General features: G+C 40.3%; 12 protein-coding genes. 3 read left to right on the top strand and 9 right to left on the bottom strand.

Translation table 11 applies throughout. The annotated features are described in order from the left end of the window. Positions 1-275: 275 nt before the first annotated feature. Complete coding sequence (gene glnS, locus DO88_RS10775; RefSeq protein WP_033039030.1) at positions 276-1,934, bottom strand: glutamine--tRNA ligase; 1,659 nt, start codon at positions 1,932-1,934, stop codon at positions 276-278. A 217-nt stretch (positions 1,935-2,151) separates the two neighbouring features. Here glnS and DO88_RS10780 point away from each other — a divergent pair, with 217 nt between their 5' ends. Beyond that, entirely contained in the window at positions 2,152-3,222 is a 1,071-nt protein-coding gene (locus tag DO88_RS10780) for a DUF3083 family protein (protein ID WP_033039029.1), read from the top strand. Between the two features lie 58 nt (positions 3,223-3,280). Here the strand turns inward: DO88_RS10780 and sucD are convergent, their stop codons facing one another. From sucD to sdhC, 8 genes are all read right to left on the bottom strand, one after another. Beyond that, a complete protein-coding gene (sucD, locus tag DO88_RS10785) occupies positions 3,281-4,153 on the bottom strand; it encodes a succinate--CoA ligase subunit alpha (protein WP_002961811.1) in 873 nt (290 codons plus the stop codon). Continuing rightward, complete coding sequence (gene sucC, locus DO88_RS10790; protein ID WP_007375754.1) at positions 4,153-5,319, bottom strand: ADP-forming succinate--CoA ligase subunit beta; 1,167 nt, start codon at positions 5,317-5,319, stop codon at positions 4,153-4,155. Before sucC ends, sucD begins: the two co-directional genes overlap by 1 nt. Positions 5,320-5,496: 177 nt before the next feature. Further along, a complete protein-coding gene (odhB, locus tag DO88_RS10795) occupies positions 5,497-7,014 on the bottom strand; it encodes a 2-oxoglutarate dehydrogenase complex dihydrolipoyllysine-residue succinyltransferase (protein ID WP_007375753.1) in 1,518 nt (505 codons plus the stop codon). Between the two features lie 3 nt (positions 7,015-7,017). Continuing rightward, entirely contained in the window at positions 7,018-9,837 is a 2,820-nt protein-coding gene (gene sucA, locus DO88_RS10800; protein ID WP_033028374.1) for a 2-oxoglutarate dehydrogenase E1 component, read from the bottom strand. A gap of 91 nt (positions 9,838-9,928) precedes the next feature. After that, positions 9,929-10,645: a succinate dehydrogenase iron-sulfur subunit gene (locus DO88_RS10805; protein WP_007375751.1), complete on the bottom strand. Its 717-nt coding sequence runs from the start codon at positions 10,643-10,645 to the stop codon at positions 9,929-9,931. A 10-nt stretch (positions 10,646-10,655) separates the two neighbouring features. Next, positions 10,656-12,428, bottom strand: coding sequence for a succinate dehydrogenase flavoprotein subunit (sdhA, locus tag DO88_RS10810; RefSeq protein WP_007375750.1), 1,773 nt, complete (start codon positions 12,426-12,428; stop codon positions 10,656-10,658). After that, positions 12,429-12,776 carry a succinate dehydrogenase, hydrophobic membrane anchor protein gene (gene sdhD, locus DO88_RS10815; RefSeq protein ID WP_007375749.1) on the bottom strand — a complete coding sequence of 116 codons (348 nt, stop codon included), beginning with the start codon at positions 12,774-12,776 and terminating at the stop codon, positions 12,429-12,431. It abuts the gene before it with no gap. Then, positions 12,767-13,144 carry a succinate dehydrogenase, cytochrome b556 subunit gene (gene sdhC, locus DO88_RS10820; protein ID WP_076914908.1) on the bottom strand — a complete coding sequence of 126 codons (378 nt, stop codon included), beginning with the start codon at positions 13,142-13,144 and terminating at the stop codon, positions 12,767-12,769. The genes sdhD and sdhC overlap by 10 nt, the downstream gene beginning before the upstream one ends. 419 nt (positions 13,145-13,563) lie before the next feature. Here sdhC and DO88_RS10825 point away from each other — a divergent pair, with 419 nt between their 5' ends. Then, on the top strand, positions 13,564-14,850 hold the full coding sequence (locus DO88_RS10825) for a citrate synthase (RefSeq protein WP_007375747.1): 1,287 nt from the start codon (positions 13,564-13,566) through the stop codon (positions 14,848-14,850). A 125-nt stretch (positions 14,851-14,975) separates the two neighbouring features. Continuing rightward, positions 14,976-16,202 carry an aminotransferase class V-fold PLP-dependent enzyme gene (locus DO88_RS10830; RefSeq protein WP_033023176.1) on the top strand — a complete coding sequence of 409 codons (1,227 nt, stop codon included), beginning with the start codon at positions 14,976-14,978 and terminating at the stop codon, positions 16,200-16,202. Positions 16,203-16,208 lie beyond the last annotated feature (6 nt).

Raw genomic sequence — 16,208 nt, 5'->3', positions numbered from 1 at the left:
ATTGCAGGTTTTTTTGTGTCTAAAATAAATACTTAGTAAATATACCCAGTAAATACTGGGGATACTAAACCTGAACTCTGGTTAAGAGATTTACCAACGTATTGAATCATGGTGATATTCAAATTTATTTTCTCTAGCCAGAGATTTTAAGTGAAAACAAGGCGAATTCACGCGTCAATAGCTGGCCTATTGCAAGTAAATTCAACGCAGTTAGCGCTGAAAATAGCTGCTCGAGATAGATTTATTATCCAGAGTTCAGGTTTTTTAGATATTACTTATTGAGTTTTAGACCATGAATCACGAAGACCGACTGTTTGGTTAAATACAACGTTCTCTGATTTCGAATCACGAGAGAAATAACCCGTACGCTCAAACTGAAAGCCCTGCTCTGCTTGAGAATCAGCAAGCGATGGCTCTAATTTAGCGTTTGGCAAAACAACCAATGACTCTGGGTTTAGTGTTGTTTCGAACTCATCAGCAGCTGCTGGGTTTGGTACGCTAAACAAACGGTCGTATAAACGCACTTCTGCAGTGATAGACTCTGGTGCTGAAACCCAGTGAATAACGCCTTTTACTTTACGTCCATCACTTGGGTTTTTACCAAGTGTTTCGCTGTCGTAAGTACAGAAGATAGTTGTGATTTCGCCATTTTCGTCTTTTTCAACACGCTGCGCTTTAATAACATAAGCACCACGTAAGCGTACTTCTTTATCAAGTACTAAACGTTTGAATTTGTTATTTGCTTCTTCTTTGAAGTCTTCACGTTCGATATAAATTTCACGCGTAAACGGTACATCACGACGACCCATTTCTTCTTTATTTGGGTGATTAGCCACAGATAAAATTTCAACCTTGTCTGCATCGTAGTTTTCAATAACTATTTTAACAGGATTGAGTACAGCCATTGCACGTGGTGCATTTTCGTTTAAGTCTTCACGGATACACGCTTCAAGCATGCCCATTTCGACCATATTCTCTTGTTTTGTTACACCAATACGCAAACAAAATTCACGAATTGAACCTGGTGTATAGCCACGACGACGTAAACCTGCAATTGTAGGCATACGTGGGTCGTCCCACCCTTCTACATGGTTATTAACCACTAAATCACTAAGCTTACGCTTAGACATAATTGTATATTCAAGATTTAAACGTGAGAACTCAATTTGCTGCGGGTGACATTCTAAACTGATGTTATCAAGTACCCAGTCGTATAAACGGCGGTTATCTTGAAACTCTAATGTACATAACGAATGTGTAATACCTTCAAGCGCATCAGAAATACAGTGCGTGAAGTCATACATAGGGTAAATGCACCACTTATCAGCTGTTTGATGATGGTGAGCAAAACGCACACGGTAAATAATTGGATCGCGAAGCACCATAAATGAGCTTGCCATATCAATTTTAGCACGCAGGACACATTCACCCTCTTTGAATTCACCAGCACGCATTTTTTCAAATAACGCTAGGTTTTCTTCAACTGACGTGTCTCTATATGGACTGTTTTTACCTGGCTCTTTTAATGTACCACGGTACTGTCGCGCTTCGTCTGCAGTTAAAAAACAAACGTACGCTAAGCCTTTATTTATTAGCTCAACTGCGTAACCATATAAAGTATCAAAATAGTTAGAAGAATACTTTATATCGCCATCCCAATTAAAACCTAACCACTGTACATCCTCTTTAATAGAATTTACGTAGTTAATGTCTTCTTTTTCAGGGTTTGTATCGTCAAAACGTAGGTTACATAGACCGTTGTAGTCTTTTGCGATACCAAAATTTAAGCAAATTGATTTTGCATGACCAATATGTAAAAAACCATTTGGTTCAGGTGGAAAACGTGTATGCGTTGTAGCATGTTTCCCGCTTGCTAAGTCTTCATCAATTCGGGTTCTAATAAAGTTACTTGGGCGATTCTCAATTTCCGCCATAGGAGTGTGATCCTCTAATATTACGTAATAACAAAACTAATGCATTATTACAAAAACATACACTAACATACAGCAATAGATTAAGGTTTATTTTAGATATTGATTAACTTTAATCCACAGGTTCCATTGTTTATGAATAAAATTTGTTTTAACGCAATATTTAAGTCATCAAAACCGATTATAGTAATCGAATAACCTACTTTATAAGGATCCGAAGATGGCTACACTTAATCAACACCGCGTATATATTCCAACAAACGCACGCGCTAATCACTATTTATTGGCTGAAATAACACCTAGTGAAGCGTTTTACAGTAGTTTTACCACTATAGATTGTTGCTATGAGCGCATTGCGCGTCAATTATTTGCATGTTGTGATGAATATGAGCTTCATAATGTACATTTACTTGCCAACGATAAGCTACCGGTTGTACGATTTCATGATGAGTCATACCAGTTAGAAACGGATAAGCAGATGCTGTTTTTTTATAATCCTCGCTATCACGAAGCGCATAAACTTTATTACACACCAAACACGAAAAGTAAAAAAATACGTTTACTTTTTTTAGCCACCGGTGAGGACTTACGTGCGAATTCAGCTTTGTTTCACAATAAAGTACAAAAAGTATTGACCCTTTTACAAGAGCAATTATTTCTAAATCAACCTCAATTTAAACTTCGCGATCACCAGCATCTTACTTACGATTTGTTTGCTAAAGACAAAGGCAATAAAGAAAGTTATGGTTATAAGCTAAGAAGCCTCTACCCTCGTTATCAGTCGAGGCAATGCAATATACCGGGTGACTATGCTGAAATGACTTACACGACTTTTACTATTCCAATTTCTCGTGCAATCAAAACACAGTTTCAAACAATGGTAAACGATCAGGATTTTAAAAAGTTTTATGACTACTTTGCTGATAGCTTTAAACGAGCATGTGAAATTAATAAACTAACGCATGGCGCAATGGTTGCCAATGGTGCAATACCAATTATCCGTAACAGTAAAATAGATAAAAATGAAGGCAATGTAGAATTGCAGAAATTAAGTTTTGATGTTGAATCAAATGAAAGTCAGATTAAATATTTTTATGATGAAACTAAACTAGTAGAAACCATCCATTTCGTTGTCGTTGCGACAAACCAAGATAAGCATGAGATTGGGTATGGGCGCTTCATGAACCAAGTAGAAAAAACGGTTCACGCTTTATGTGAAGAGCTTGCTATAAATAAACAACGACAAGATTTGTCTGTGCGCTTCTTTCAGCACATTAGTTATCCATTCTAAATTTAACCCAATAACAAAAAGGCCCGCATAAGCGGGCCTTTTCAGAGGGAACAAGCAATTACCAGCCTGTTTTCTCTTTAAGTGCTTTACCGATTTCAGCAAGTGAACGTACAGTTTTTACGCCCGCAGCTTCTAATGCAGCAAATTTCTCATCAGCAGTACCTTTACCGCCTGCGATGATTGCGCCAGCGTGACCCATACGCTTACCTTCTGGTGCAGTAACACCAGCAATGTAAGATACTACAGGTTTAGTTACGTTAGCTTTGATGTACTCTGCAGCTTCTTCTTCTGCAGTACCACCAATTTCACCAATCATTACGATTGCTTCAGTTTGTGGATCTTTTTCGAACATTTCTAAAACGTCGATAAAGTTAGTACCTGGAATTGGATCACCACCAATACCAACACACGTAGACTGACCAAAACCAGCATCAGTAGTTTGCTTAACCGCTTCGTACGTTAAAGTACCAGAGCGAGAAACAATACCTACTTTACCAGGTTTGTGGATGTGACCAGGCATGATACCAATCTTAGTTTCACCAGGAGTAATAACACCTGGACAGTTAGGACCGATCATGCGAGTACCTGTTTGATCTAGTTTAACTTTAACGTCAACCATATCAAGTGTAGGGATACCTTCAGTGATACAAACAATCAGCTCGATGCCAGCATCGATAGCTTCTAAAATTGCATCTTTACAAAAAGGAGCTGGTACATAGATAACTGAAGCAGTTGCGCCAGTTTCTTGAACAGCATCACGAACTGTGTTGAATACAGGAAGACCAAGGTGCGTTTGACCGCCTTTACCAGGGCTTACACCACCAACCATTTGTGTACCGTACTCAAGCGCTTGCTCAGAGTGGAAAGTACCTTGGCCACCAGTGAAACCTTGACAGATAACTTTTGTATCTTTATTGATTAATACAGACATTATTTGCCCTCCGCAGCAGCAACAACTTTCTCAGCAGCGTCTGTTAGTGATTCAGCAGCGATGATGTTAAGGTCAGACTTAGCTAGAACTTCACGACCTAGTTCAGCATTAGTACCTTCTAAACGTACAACTACAGGTACGTTTACGCCAACTTCTTTAACTGCGCCAATGATGCCTTCAGCAATCATGTCACAACGAACGATACCGCCAAAGATGTTAACTAAAACAGCTTTAACATTGTCGTCAGAAAGAATGATTTTGAATGCTTCAGAAACACGTTCTTTAGTCGCGCCGCCGCCAACATCTAGGAAGTTAGCCGGTTTGCCGCCGTGTAGGTTTACGATGTCCATAGTACCCATTGCTAGGCCTGCACCGTTAACCATACAACCAACATTGCCATCTAGAGCAACGTAGTTAAGCTCGAAGCTTGCTGCGTGTGCTTCACGTGCATCTTCTTGAGATGGATCGTGGAACTCACGGATTTTAGGTTGACGGTAAAGTGCATTACCATCAATACCGATTTTTCCGTCAAGACAGTGAAGGTTACCTTCGTCTGTAATTACTAACGGGTTGATTTCAAGTAGTGCGAAATCAAAATCAGTAAACATTTTACCAAGACCCATAAAGATCTTAACAAACTGCTTCATTTGTACTGGGTTAAGACCCAATTTGAAGCCTAGTTCACGTGCTTGGTAAGCTTGAGGACCTACTAACGGGTCGATTTCAGCTTTGTGGATAAGCTCTGGTGTTTCTTCTGCAACAGTTTCAATTTCAACGCCGCCTTCAGTAGACGCCATGAAAACTACTTTGCGAGATGCACGGTCAACTACTGCACCTAGGTACAATTCGTTAGCAATGTCAGTACAGCTTTCAACTAAAATTTTAGCTACTGGCTGGCCTTTCTCGTCTGTTTGGTAAGTAACTAGGTTTTTACCCAACCAGTTAGCTGCAAACGCTTTTACTTCGTCGATAGTTTTTACTAGCTTTACACCGCCAGCTTTACCACGTCCACCTGCGTGAACCTGAGTTTTAACAACCCACATATCACCGCCGATTTTTTCAGCAGCTGCTGCAGCTTCTTCAGGTGTATCGCAAGCGAAACCTTGAGAAACTGGTAAACCATATTCGGCAAAAAGTTGTTTTGCCTGATACTCATGCAAATTCATGATGCTTTATCCAATTTTTTATACTAAAAGAGCTGAATATTTTTGAAAATAAACAACTATCCCAAATTGCGCACCTAGTATAGATCCCAAGGCTTAACATGAAAACCCCAGTACGACCAAAGGCGCAAAAAAAAAGCTGTGAATGTTCATTCACAGCTTACATTTCATACAACTAGATTAAACATCTAGCAATAAGCGTGTTGGATCTTCAAGTAACTCTTTAATAGTTACTAAGAAACCAACAGATTCTTTACCATCAATGATGCGATGATCATAAGAAAGTGCTAAATACATCATAGGTAGTATTTCAACTTTACCATTTACAGCCATTGGACGGTCTTGAATTTTATGCATACCCAAGATTGAAGACTGTGGCAAGTTAATGATAGGTGTAGATAGTAATGAACCAAATACGCCACCATTAGTGATAGTGAAATTACCGCCAGTCATATCTGCAAGCGTTAGCTTACCATCACGACCTTTAAGTGCTAATTCACGAATACCCTTTTCGATTTCAGCAACAGATAGTTTGTCACAATCTTTAAGTACCGGAGTAACTAGTCCACGTGGAGTAGATACTGCAATGCTGATATCAAAATAGTTATGGTAAACAATATCGTCACCATCAATTGATGCATTAACATCAGGGAAGCGTTTAAGTGCTTCAGTTACCGCTTTCACGTAGAAAGACATGAAACCTAAACGAATACCATGGCGCTTTTCAAATACTTCTTGGTACTGCTTACGAAGGCTCATGATTGGTTCCATGTTCACTTCGTTGAATGTTGTTAACATTGCAGTTGAATTTTTAGCTTCAAGAAGGCGTGTAGCAATCGTTTTACGTAAACGAGTCATAGGAACACGTTTTTGAGTGCGGTCGCCCATCGGTGCTGCAGGAGCTGAAGCTTCTGCTTTTTTAGCCGCTGGTGCTGGTGCTTTTAAGAATGTATCAACGTCTTCTTTAGTTACACGGCCATTTTTACCCGTGCCGTTAATTTTAGAAGCGTCTAGGCCTTTCTCAGCAATTAAACGACGAACTGATGGTGTTAACACATCAGAGCTTTCGCTTGAATCTGCTGCTGGCGCTGCGTCTGCTTTTGCAGCTGGAGCCGCTGGTGCACCGCCTGCTTTAACCGAACCAATTACTTGCTCGCCTAGTACAGTATCGCCTTCGTTGTGAATGATATCACCCATGATGCCATCTTCTTGAGCTACTACTTCAAGAACAACTTTATCTGTTTCAATATCTACCAAGTTTTGGTCGCGTGTTACTGCGTCACCTGGTTGTACATGCCATGTAGCAATTGTTGCGTCTGCAACTGATTCTGGAAGTACAGGTACTTTAATGTCCACTTCTTTACCTTCTGGTGCTGGTGCTGATTGCGCCGCTGGCGCGTCTTCTGATTTAGCGGGTGCTGATTCTTCTTTAGATGAACCTTCACTTGCTGGCGCTGCATCAGCATCACCAAGTAAACCCATAACTTGATCGCCAAGTACGGTTGCACCTTCTTCTTGTGATATTTCTGTAATTACACCGTCATGCTGTGCAACAACTTCTAAAACCACTTTATCTGTTTCAATGTCTACTAAGTTTTGATCGCGAGTTACTTTGTCGCCAACACTTACATGCCATGTAGCAACGGTAGCATCTGCAACCGACTCAGGAAGAACAGGAACTTTAATTTCTGTGCTCATTGCTTATCCTTTATTTTCTATAGTAAGCGCGTCGGCAACGAGCGCTTGTTGTTCTTTAGTATGTACTGACATGTAACCACACGCTGGTGATGCAGACGCTTTACGCCCTGCATATTTTAATTTAGCACCTTGTGGGATTGCATCAATAAAGTGATGTTGTGAACAGTACCATGCACCTTGGTTTTGTGGCTCTTCTTGACACCATACAAAATCAGTTACGTGTTGGTAACGCTCCATAATTGTTTGCATTTCGTCGTGTGGGAACGGATATAACTGCTCAACACGAACAATAGCAACATTATCTTGTTCAAGTTTGCGACGCTCTTGTAATAGCTCGTAGTAAACTTTACCACTACAAAATACAACACGTTCTACTTTCTCAGGGTTAATATCATCAACTTCGTCGATCATATTATGGAAAACACCGTGCGAAAGCTCTTCAAGCGATGAAGTAGCAAGAGGGTGACGCAGTAACGACTTAGGCGTCATAACAATCAGTGGACGACGAAGTGGTCGAACTGATTGACGACGAAGCATAGCGTAAACTTGTGCCGGAGTAGACGGAACACAGACTTGCATGTTGTGATCAGCACATAGTTGCAGAAAACGCTCTAAGCGTGCTGAACTATGCTCTGGACCTTGACCTTCGTAGCCATGTGGTAACAAAATTGTCAGACCACATAAACGGCCCCACTTTTGCTCACCAGAACTTAAAAATTGGTCAAATACAACTTGTGCACCGTTGGCAAAGTCACCAAATTGCGCTTCCCAAAGTACTAATGACGTAGGCTCAGCTGTTGCATAACCATATTCAAAAGCAACGACAGCTTCTTCAGATAAAACAGAGTCGAATACTTGGAAAGTACCTTGATCTTCACTTAAGTGCTGTAGAGGTGTATAAGTAGCACCATCTGATTGACTGTGAACAACAGCATGACGATGAAAGAATGTTCCACGACCTGAATCTTGACCCGTCAAACGGATGTCAGTACCTTCAGTTGCAATTGTTGCATAAGCAAGTGTTTCTGCCATACCCCAATCAAGAGGCTTCTCACCAGAAGCCATTAACTTACGATCATCGTAAATCTTTTTAACGCGTGACTGTGCTTTATATTGCTCAGGGTAAGAAGCAATTTTCTCACCAAGTGCCTTAAGCTCTTCAACAGGTACGCTGGCATCGTAATCAACATCCCATTCATGACCAACATACTTTGCCCAATCTGAAGAATGTGATGTCTCTGGCTGAATTTCTGAAACAACACAATTTCCTTCATCTAATGCGTTACGATACTCATCGGCTAAGGCTTTTATTTCTTGTTCAGAAAAAGAACCTTCAGCAATAAGTTGATCGGCATAGATTAAACGTGGAACTGGATGCTTTTTAATTTTTTGGTACATTAAAGGCTGCGTAGCATTAGGCTCATCAGCTTCGTTGTGACCATGGCGACGGTAACACACTAAATCGATTACTACGTCACGCTTAAACTGGTTTCTGAAATCCAGTGCAAGTTGAGTAACAAATGCAACTGCTTCAGGGTCATCAGAATTAACGTGGAAGATAGGTGACTGAACCATTTTAGCAATATCAGTACAGTAATCAGTAGAGCGTACGTCGTCTTGTTTTGATGTAGTAAAACCAACTTGGTTATTTACAACAATACGAATACTACCACCACAACTAAACGCGTTAGTTTGTGATAAATTAAATGTTTCTTGTACAACACCTTGACCTGTAACCGCAGAATCACCATGAATTGTGATTGGTAGCGCTTTAATACCAGAGCTATCACCTAAGCGATCTAAACGAGCACGAACTGAGCCCATAACTACTGGATTTACAATTTCAAGATGAGACGGGTTAAACGCAAGCGCCATATGAACATTGCCACCTTTAGTAGCAAAGTCAGATGAATAACCCATGTGGTATTTAACATCACCAGAACTTAATGTTTCTTTGTGTTTACCAGCAAACTCATCAAACAACTCTGATGGATTTTTACCTAGTACGTTCACAAGCACATTTAAACGACCACGGTGAGCCATACCAATAACAGCTTCTTGTTGGCCGCTTTCACCAGCGCGGTGAATAAGCTCTTTTAACATTGGAACTAATGCATCGCCACCTTCAAGTGAGAAACGCTTGGCACCTGGGAACTTAGCCCCTAAATATTTTTCAAGACCATCAGCTGCCGTTAATCCTTTTAGGATACGCAGCTTTTCTTCTTTTTCGAATTTAGGCCTAGACTGAACAGATTCTAAACGCTGTTGTAACCAACGTTTTTCTTCTGTCGATGTGATGTGCATATACTCAGCGCCAATCGAACCACAATATGTAGTTTTTAGTGCTTGGTATAGTTCACCTAAAGGCATAGTATCGCGGCCAACGGCAAACGATCCTACATTAAATTCGCGGTCAAAATCAGCTGCTGATAAGTCGTGGTAATCTAGCTCTAAATCTCGTACACGTTCTCGTTCCCAAATACCTAATGGATCTAGGTTTGCATTTTGGTGTCCACGAAAACGGAAAGCATTAATAAGTTGTAGAACTTTAACCTGTTTAAGGTCACCGCCACTACCCTCTGCTACCACTACTTCTCTATGCTTGTTTTTGGCAAGCTGTGCAAACTGCGCTCGAACTTCTGAATGTTTTACTTCAACATCCACACCATCAACTTTAGGTAATTGTTCGAACACTTCTCGCCATTCTTCTGGCACAGAAGTCGCATCGTCTAAATACGCTTCATAAAGCTCTTCTACATAAGCAACGTTACCGCCGTTTAAATGTGAAGATTCTAGCCATGCCTTCATCACACCTTCGTGCATTTATAAGCCCTTTTCTTTAGCGCAGAAATTAATAGTTATCATAACAAGATGGCTAATAATCTGTATTAGCCATCTTACGTTTACTAAGTAATCAAACCGCTCGGTTTAATAACATAGATTTGATTTGCCCAATTGCTTTAGTCGGGTTAAGACCCTTAGGACAAACGCTAACACAGTTCATGATACTGTGGCAACGGAACACACTGAACGCATCGTCTAAATCCGCTAAACGTTCTTCAGTTGCTGTATCTCGGCTATCAGCCAAGAAACGGTAAGCGTGAAGAAGCCCTGCTGGACCAATGAACTTGTCTGGATTCCACCAGAACGAAGGACACGATGTCGAACAACATGCACACAAAATACACTCATAAAGCCCATCTAATTTATCACGCTCTTCGATGGTTTGAAGACGTTCGCCTGCAGCAGGCTGATCATTAATTAAATAAGGTTTTACTTTTTCGTATTGAGTGTAGAACTGACTCATGTCAATAACAAGGTCACGAACCACAGGTAAACCTGGTAATGGGCGTACTACGATTTTACCTTTGCCATTTTTTTGTAGCGTAGATAAAGGAGTAATACATGCTAAACCATTTTTACCATTCATGTTAACACCATCAGATCCACACACACCTTCACGGCATGAACGACGGAAAGATAATGTAGGATCTTGTTCTTTTAAAAGAATAAGTGCATCCAACACCATCATGTCGTGACCTTCCTCAGTTTGCAAGGTGTATTCTTGCATACGAGGAGCGTTGTCAACATCTGGATTATAACGATAAACTGAAAATTGTACTTGTGCCATCGTCTATCTCCTAGTAAACACGTGCTTTAGGTGGGAAAGCTTCACGCGTTTTAGGCGCATAGTTTACATCACGCTTGCTCATTTCATCCGTTACAGGATTAAATACTGAGTGACATAACCAGTTTTCGTCATCACGATCTGGGTAGTCAAAGCGAGAATGTGCGCCACGGCTTTCTGTACGGAAGTTTGCAGCTACTGCAGTTGAGTAAGCTGTTTCCATTAAGTTATCTAGTTCAAGACATTCGATACGCTGCGTATTGAAGTCTGATGATTTATCATCAAGACGAGCATGTTGCAGGCGTTCACGAATTTCTTTAAGTTCTTGAAGACCTGCAGCCATTGAGTCACCTTCACGGAATACCGAGAAGTTAAGCTGCATACATTGTTGTAGGTCTTTTTTGATTTGAACTGGATCTTCACCTTGGCCAGCCGTTGAATTTTCCCAACGATTGTAACGTGCAAGAGACGCTTCTAAGTCTGATTCTGAAGCAGCTTTAGATATTTCAACGTCATTTAGGTACTTACCTAAGAAGTTACCCGCAGCACGACCAAACACAACTAAATCAAGTAATGAGTTACCACCTAAGCGGTTTGCACCGTGTACAGATACACATGCAATCTCACCTACTGCAAATAAACCTTGAACTACTGTTTCGTTGCCTTGAGCATCGATTTGTAGCGCTTGTCCATTTACATTAGTAGGAACACCACCCATCATATAATGACACGTTGGAATTACTGGAATTGGCTCTTTTGCAGGGTCAACGTGAGCAAATGTTTTAGCAAGGTCACATACGCCAGGAAGACGTAAGTTAAGTGTTTCTTCACCTAAGTGGTCAAGTTTTAACTTAAGATGTGGACCCCAAGGACCATCACAACCACGACCTTCACGGATTTCAGTCATCATTGAACGTGCAACAACGTCGCGAGACGCTAAGTCTTTTGCGTTTGGTGCGTAACGTTCCATGAAGCGTTCGCCATCTTTATTTAAAAGATAACCGCCTTCACCACGACAACCTTCAGTTACTAGCGTACCAGCACCTGCGATACCCGTTGGGTGGAACTGCCACATTTCCATGTCTTGCATAGAAATACCAGCACGTGTTGCCATACCAACACCGTCACCAGTGTTAATGTGAGCATTAGTGGTTGATGCGAATATACGACCTGCACCACCAGTAGCTAATACAACAGCTTTAGATTTGAAGAAGGTAACTTCACCTGTCTCAATCTCAATTGCAGTACACCCTACCACATCACCATTATCGTTTTTAACTAAATCAAGTGCATACCATTCAGAGAATACATTTGTTTTGTTTTTAACGTTTTGTTGATATAGAAGGTGTAATAGCGCGTGACCAGTACGGTCAGCAGCTGCTGCAGTACGTGCGGCTTGTTCACCACCAAAGTTTTTCGATTGACCACCGAAAGGACGTTGGTAAACACGGCCATTTTCAAAACGAGAAAATGGTAAACCCATGTTTTCTAATTCGGTAATCGCTTCTGGGCCAGTTTGACACATGTATTCAATAGCGTCTTGGTCACCGATAAAATCGGAACCTTTAACGGTATCGTACATATGCCATTCCCAGTTGTCTTCGTGTGAATTACCAAGCGCTACTGTAATACCACCTTGTGCAGATACAGTGTGTGAGCGAGTTGGAAATACTTTAGAAATTAATGCACACGTTTTGCCAGATTCAGTAATTGCTAAAGCAGCGCGCATACCTGCACCACCTGCACCAATTACTACGGCGTCAAATTCACGAACAGAATATTTCACTTAAACACCCCATAATACAATTAGACCAATAGCTACGTACGCAACGGCCATTAGGTTTAATATAAAACCTAAAACAGCACGTAACTTCGCACACTTAACATAGTCTGTAAGAACTTGCCAAAGGCCAATGCGGGTATGAACCATAACGCACACAAGGGTAATTAATGTAAACCCTTTCATTGCTAGGTTAGAGAAGAGGCCTGTCCAGGCTTCGAAAGTGACTTCTGGCGTCGCTAAAAAATAGCCGATAATAAAAATCGCATACGCGCTGATTATTAATGCCGTGGTACGTAAAGATACGAAATCTTGTACACCATCACGTTTAAGAGTTGCTTGATTTAAAACCATATCCACACCCCTGCCAATACGGCAAACACAACACCAAGAGCCATTGAAACTTTAGCGCTGAGGTTACCTGATTCAAGTTCTTCCCAATGTCCCATATCCATAATCATATGACGGATACCACCAATAAGGTGATAACCTAATACAGAAACAGTGCCCCAAGCTATAAATTTGGCAATGAATCCGTTAAACAGACCCTTGACGAATTCAAAACTTTCAGCTGAAGAGAGAGACTCAGACCAAGCCCAAATGACAAACGTTAAAGCAAAAAACAATGCAACACCGGTGACGCGGTGGAATATTGACGCTTTAGCCGTTGCCGGCATAGATATAGTTGTTAGATCTAGATTTACAGGTCTTTGCTTTTTCACAGTTACTTGCCCATCTTGCTCGCAGTGGAGCTCATCTACTTGCTTTTCTAAAAACCCACCAAATATTACTGGTGGAACTATCAAAGTAAACGTATTAAAACAGTTAAAGTTCACATTTAAGCAAAAGTTAAGCTGTAAAAAAATGTTTACCCAAATACAATGCGGTTTAAAACCACTGTTAGTATATATACCCACAGGGCTTTTTACAATTCTTGTTTATTTATAGATGTTTGCGAATTAGCCAATGGTATTATATTTAATTAATACAGAATATTTATTATACATATATGCATAATGTTTATAAAAATTGACTTTACACCCCTCTTTCACGTTAAAATGCGAAGATGTGCTTAAAACAGATTTCAGAACTTTAAAAATCTAAAAATCAGAATAGATATCTTAATAGGAGATACATAACGATGGCAGATAAAAAAGCCACAGTCCAAATTGATGGGCTAGATCCAATCGAACTTCCAATTTATCAAGGCACTGCTGGCCAAGATGTAATCGACGTACGTACGTTAGGTTCACATGGTCACTTTACTTATGACCCAGGTTTCATGTCGACTGGTTCTTGTGAATCTGCAATCACCTACATTGATGGTGGTAAAGGCATTTTACTTCACCGCGGTTACCCAATCGAACAATTAGCTGACGACTCAAACTACATTGAGTTATGTTATTTACTGTTAAATGGTGAATTACCTTCTAAAGAGCAATACGAAGTTTTTAAGAATGAAATCACTACAAGCACTATGCTTGACGAGAAGATTGCTAACTTTTTCCAAGGTTTCCGCTTTGACGCTCACCCAATGGCAATGCTTTGTGGTGTAGTGGGTGCGTTATCATCTTTTTATCATGAAGACCTTGATATTACTGATGCAGAACAACGTAAAACAAGCGCAGTTAAGCTAGTTGCTAAGTTACCAACTATTGCTGCAATGGCTTATAAAACAAACATCGGCCAACCGTTTGTATACCCACGTAATGATTTAAGTTATGCAGAAAATTTCTTACATATGATGTTCTCTGTACCTGCTGAAGAATACAAAGTTAACCCTATAACAGCTAAAGCAATGGATAAAATATTCATGCTTCATGCTGACCATGAACAAAATGCATCAACGTCTACAGTACGTCTTGCAGGTTCGTCTGGTGCTAACCCATACGCTTGTATTGCTGCTGGTATTGCTTCTCTTTGGGGCCCTGCTCACGGCGGCGCTAATGAAGCATGTTTAAACATGTTAGAAGAAATCGGTTCTGTTGACCGTATCGATGAATATGTAGCAAAAGCTAAAGATAAAGCTGACCCGTTCCGCCTTATGGGCTTTGGCCACCGTGTTTACAAAAACTTTGACCCACGCGCTACAGTAATGCGTCAAACGTGTCATGAAGTTTTAGCTGAGCTTAATATCCAAGATCCATTGCTTGATATTGCAATGAAACTTGAGAAAATCGCGCTAGAAGACCCGTACTTCGTAGAGAAGAAATTGTACCCTAACGTTGATTTCTACTCAGGTATTATCTTAAAAGCGATTGGTATTCCAACAAGCATGTTCACTGTTATTTTTGCAATGGCACGTACTGTTGGTTGGATCACTCACTGGGACGAGATGTTATCTCAACCTGGTCATAAGATAAGCCGCCCTCGTCAGCTTTATACTGGTTACACTGCACGTGACTACGTATCAACTGATAAGCGCTAATCCGCTTTAGTATTGTTTGAATTTTTTAAAAGGCCGCTTTGCGGCCTTTTTTATTATTTGTTACTTGAGAATAATAAAAAAGTGTCTACAATTCTCGCCTTAAAATGACTACATTGATGAAGCTAATGACTGTTTTAGAGTTTGACATAAATAAAATTCGAAGTGACTTCCCTACCTTAAATCAAACTATAAACGGCTGCCCGCTTGTTTATTTAGACTCAGCTGCAACCTCGCAAAAGCCTCAATCAGTTATTAATGCAATTACTGAGTTTTATACTTCTCAAAACGCAAATGTACACCGTGGCCGTCACTCGCTCAGCGAACAAGCTACTAATTTATACGAGCAAGCACGAGATAAAATGGCTCAGTATTTTAATGTGTTCAGCAACGAGATTGTTTGGACAAAAGGCGCTACAGAGGCAATAAACTTGGTCGCTAACGGCTTAAAAAAGCGTTTAGATAAAAGTCATACCATAATGATATCTCCACTTGAGCATCACGCAAACATAGTGCCTTGGCAAATAGTGAGTCAACAAACAGGAGCTAAGTTAGTATCGCTGCCGCTTAATAAAAATGGCACATTAAACACGCAAGAATGCTGTGAATTTATAAAACAAATAAGGCCTACCCTATTAGCTATTACACAAGTATCTAACACACTTGGTAATATCACTGACTTATCGCCATTGATTAGAGTAGCAAAAGAGGTAAATTCACTTGTTTTAGTCGATGGTGCGCAAGGTGCACTGCATTTAAAGCCTGATTTACGGAAATTAAACTGTGATTTTTATGTCTGCTCAAGCCATAAAATGCTTGGTCCAACAGGCTTAGGTGTACTTTATGGTCGATATGAGGAATTAAACGCCTTAGATATATATCAATCAGGCGGTGAAATGATCGATAAAGTATATTTAACCCACAGTACTTATCGCCCAGCACCTGCAAAATTTGAAACCGGCACACCGAATATTTCCGGCGTTTTAGGCTTTAGTGCTGCATTAGACTATTTAAATGAATTAGACCACGGTAAAATTCAGCGCTACGAGCAAAAATTATTTAATTATGCAGCAAAAAAATTGGTAATGATTGAGGGTATTACAATATATAGCAACCTATCTGACAATATTGGTACGCTCTGTTTTAACTTTAATAATGAACATCCTTACGATTTGGCAACTTTACTTGACGGATATGGGGTTGCGGTAAGGAGCGGACACCATTGTACACAACCTTTAATGGCACATTTAGGCGTTAATGGAACAGTTAGAGCTAGTTTAACCTTTTACAATACCTTTGAAGATGTAGATATATTTATCCATTCGCTTAAAAAATGTATCGCTTTATTGGATTAAACGTCA

The organism is Pseudoalteromonas sp. S3431, assembly GCF_000690035.1.
Classification (GTDB): domain Bacteria; phylum Pseudomonadota; class Gammaproteobacteria; order Enterobacterales; family Alteromonadaceae; genus Pseudoalteromonas; species Pseudoalteromonas fuliginea.
This window is presented reverse-complemented; position numbering and strand designations above follow the sequence as displayed.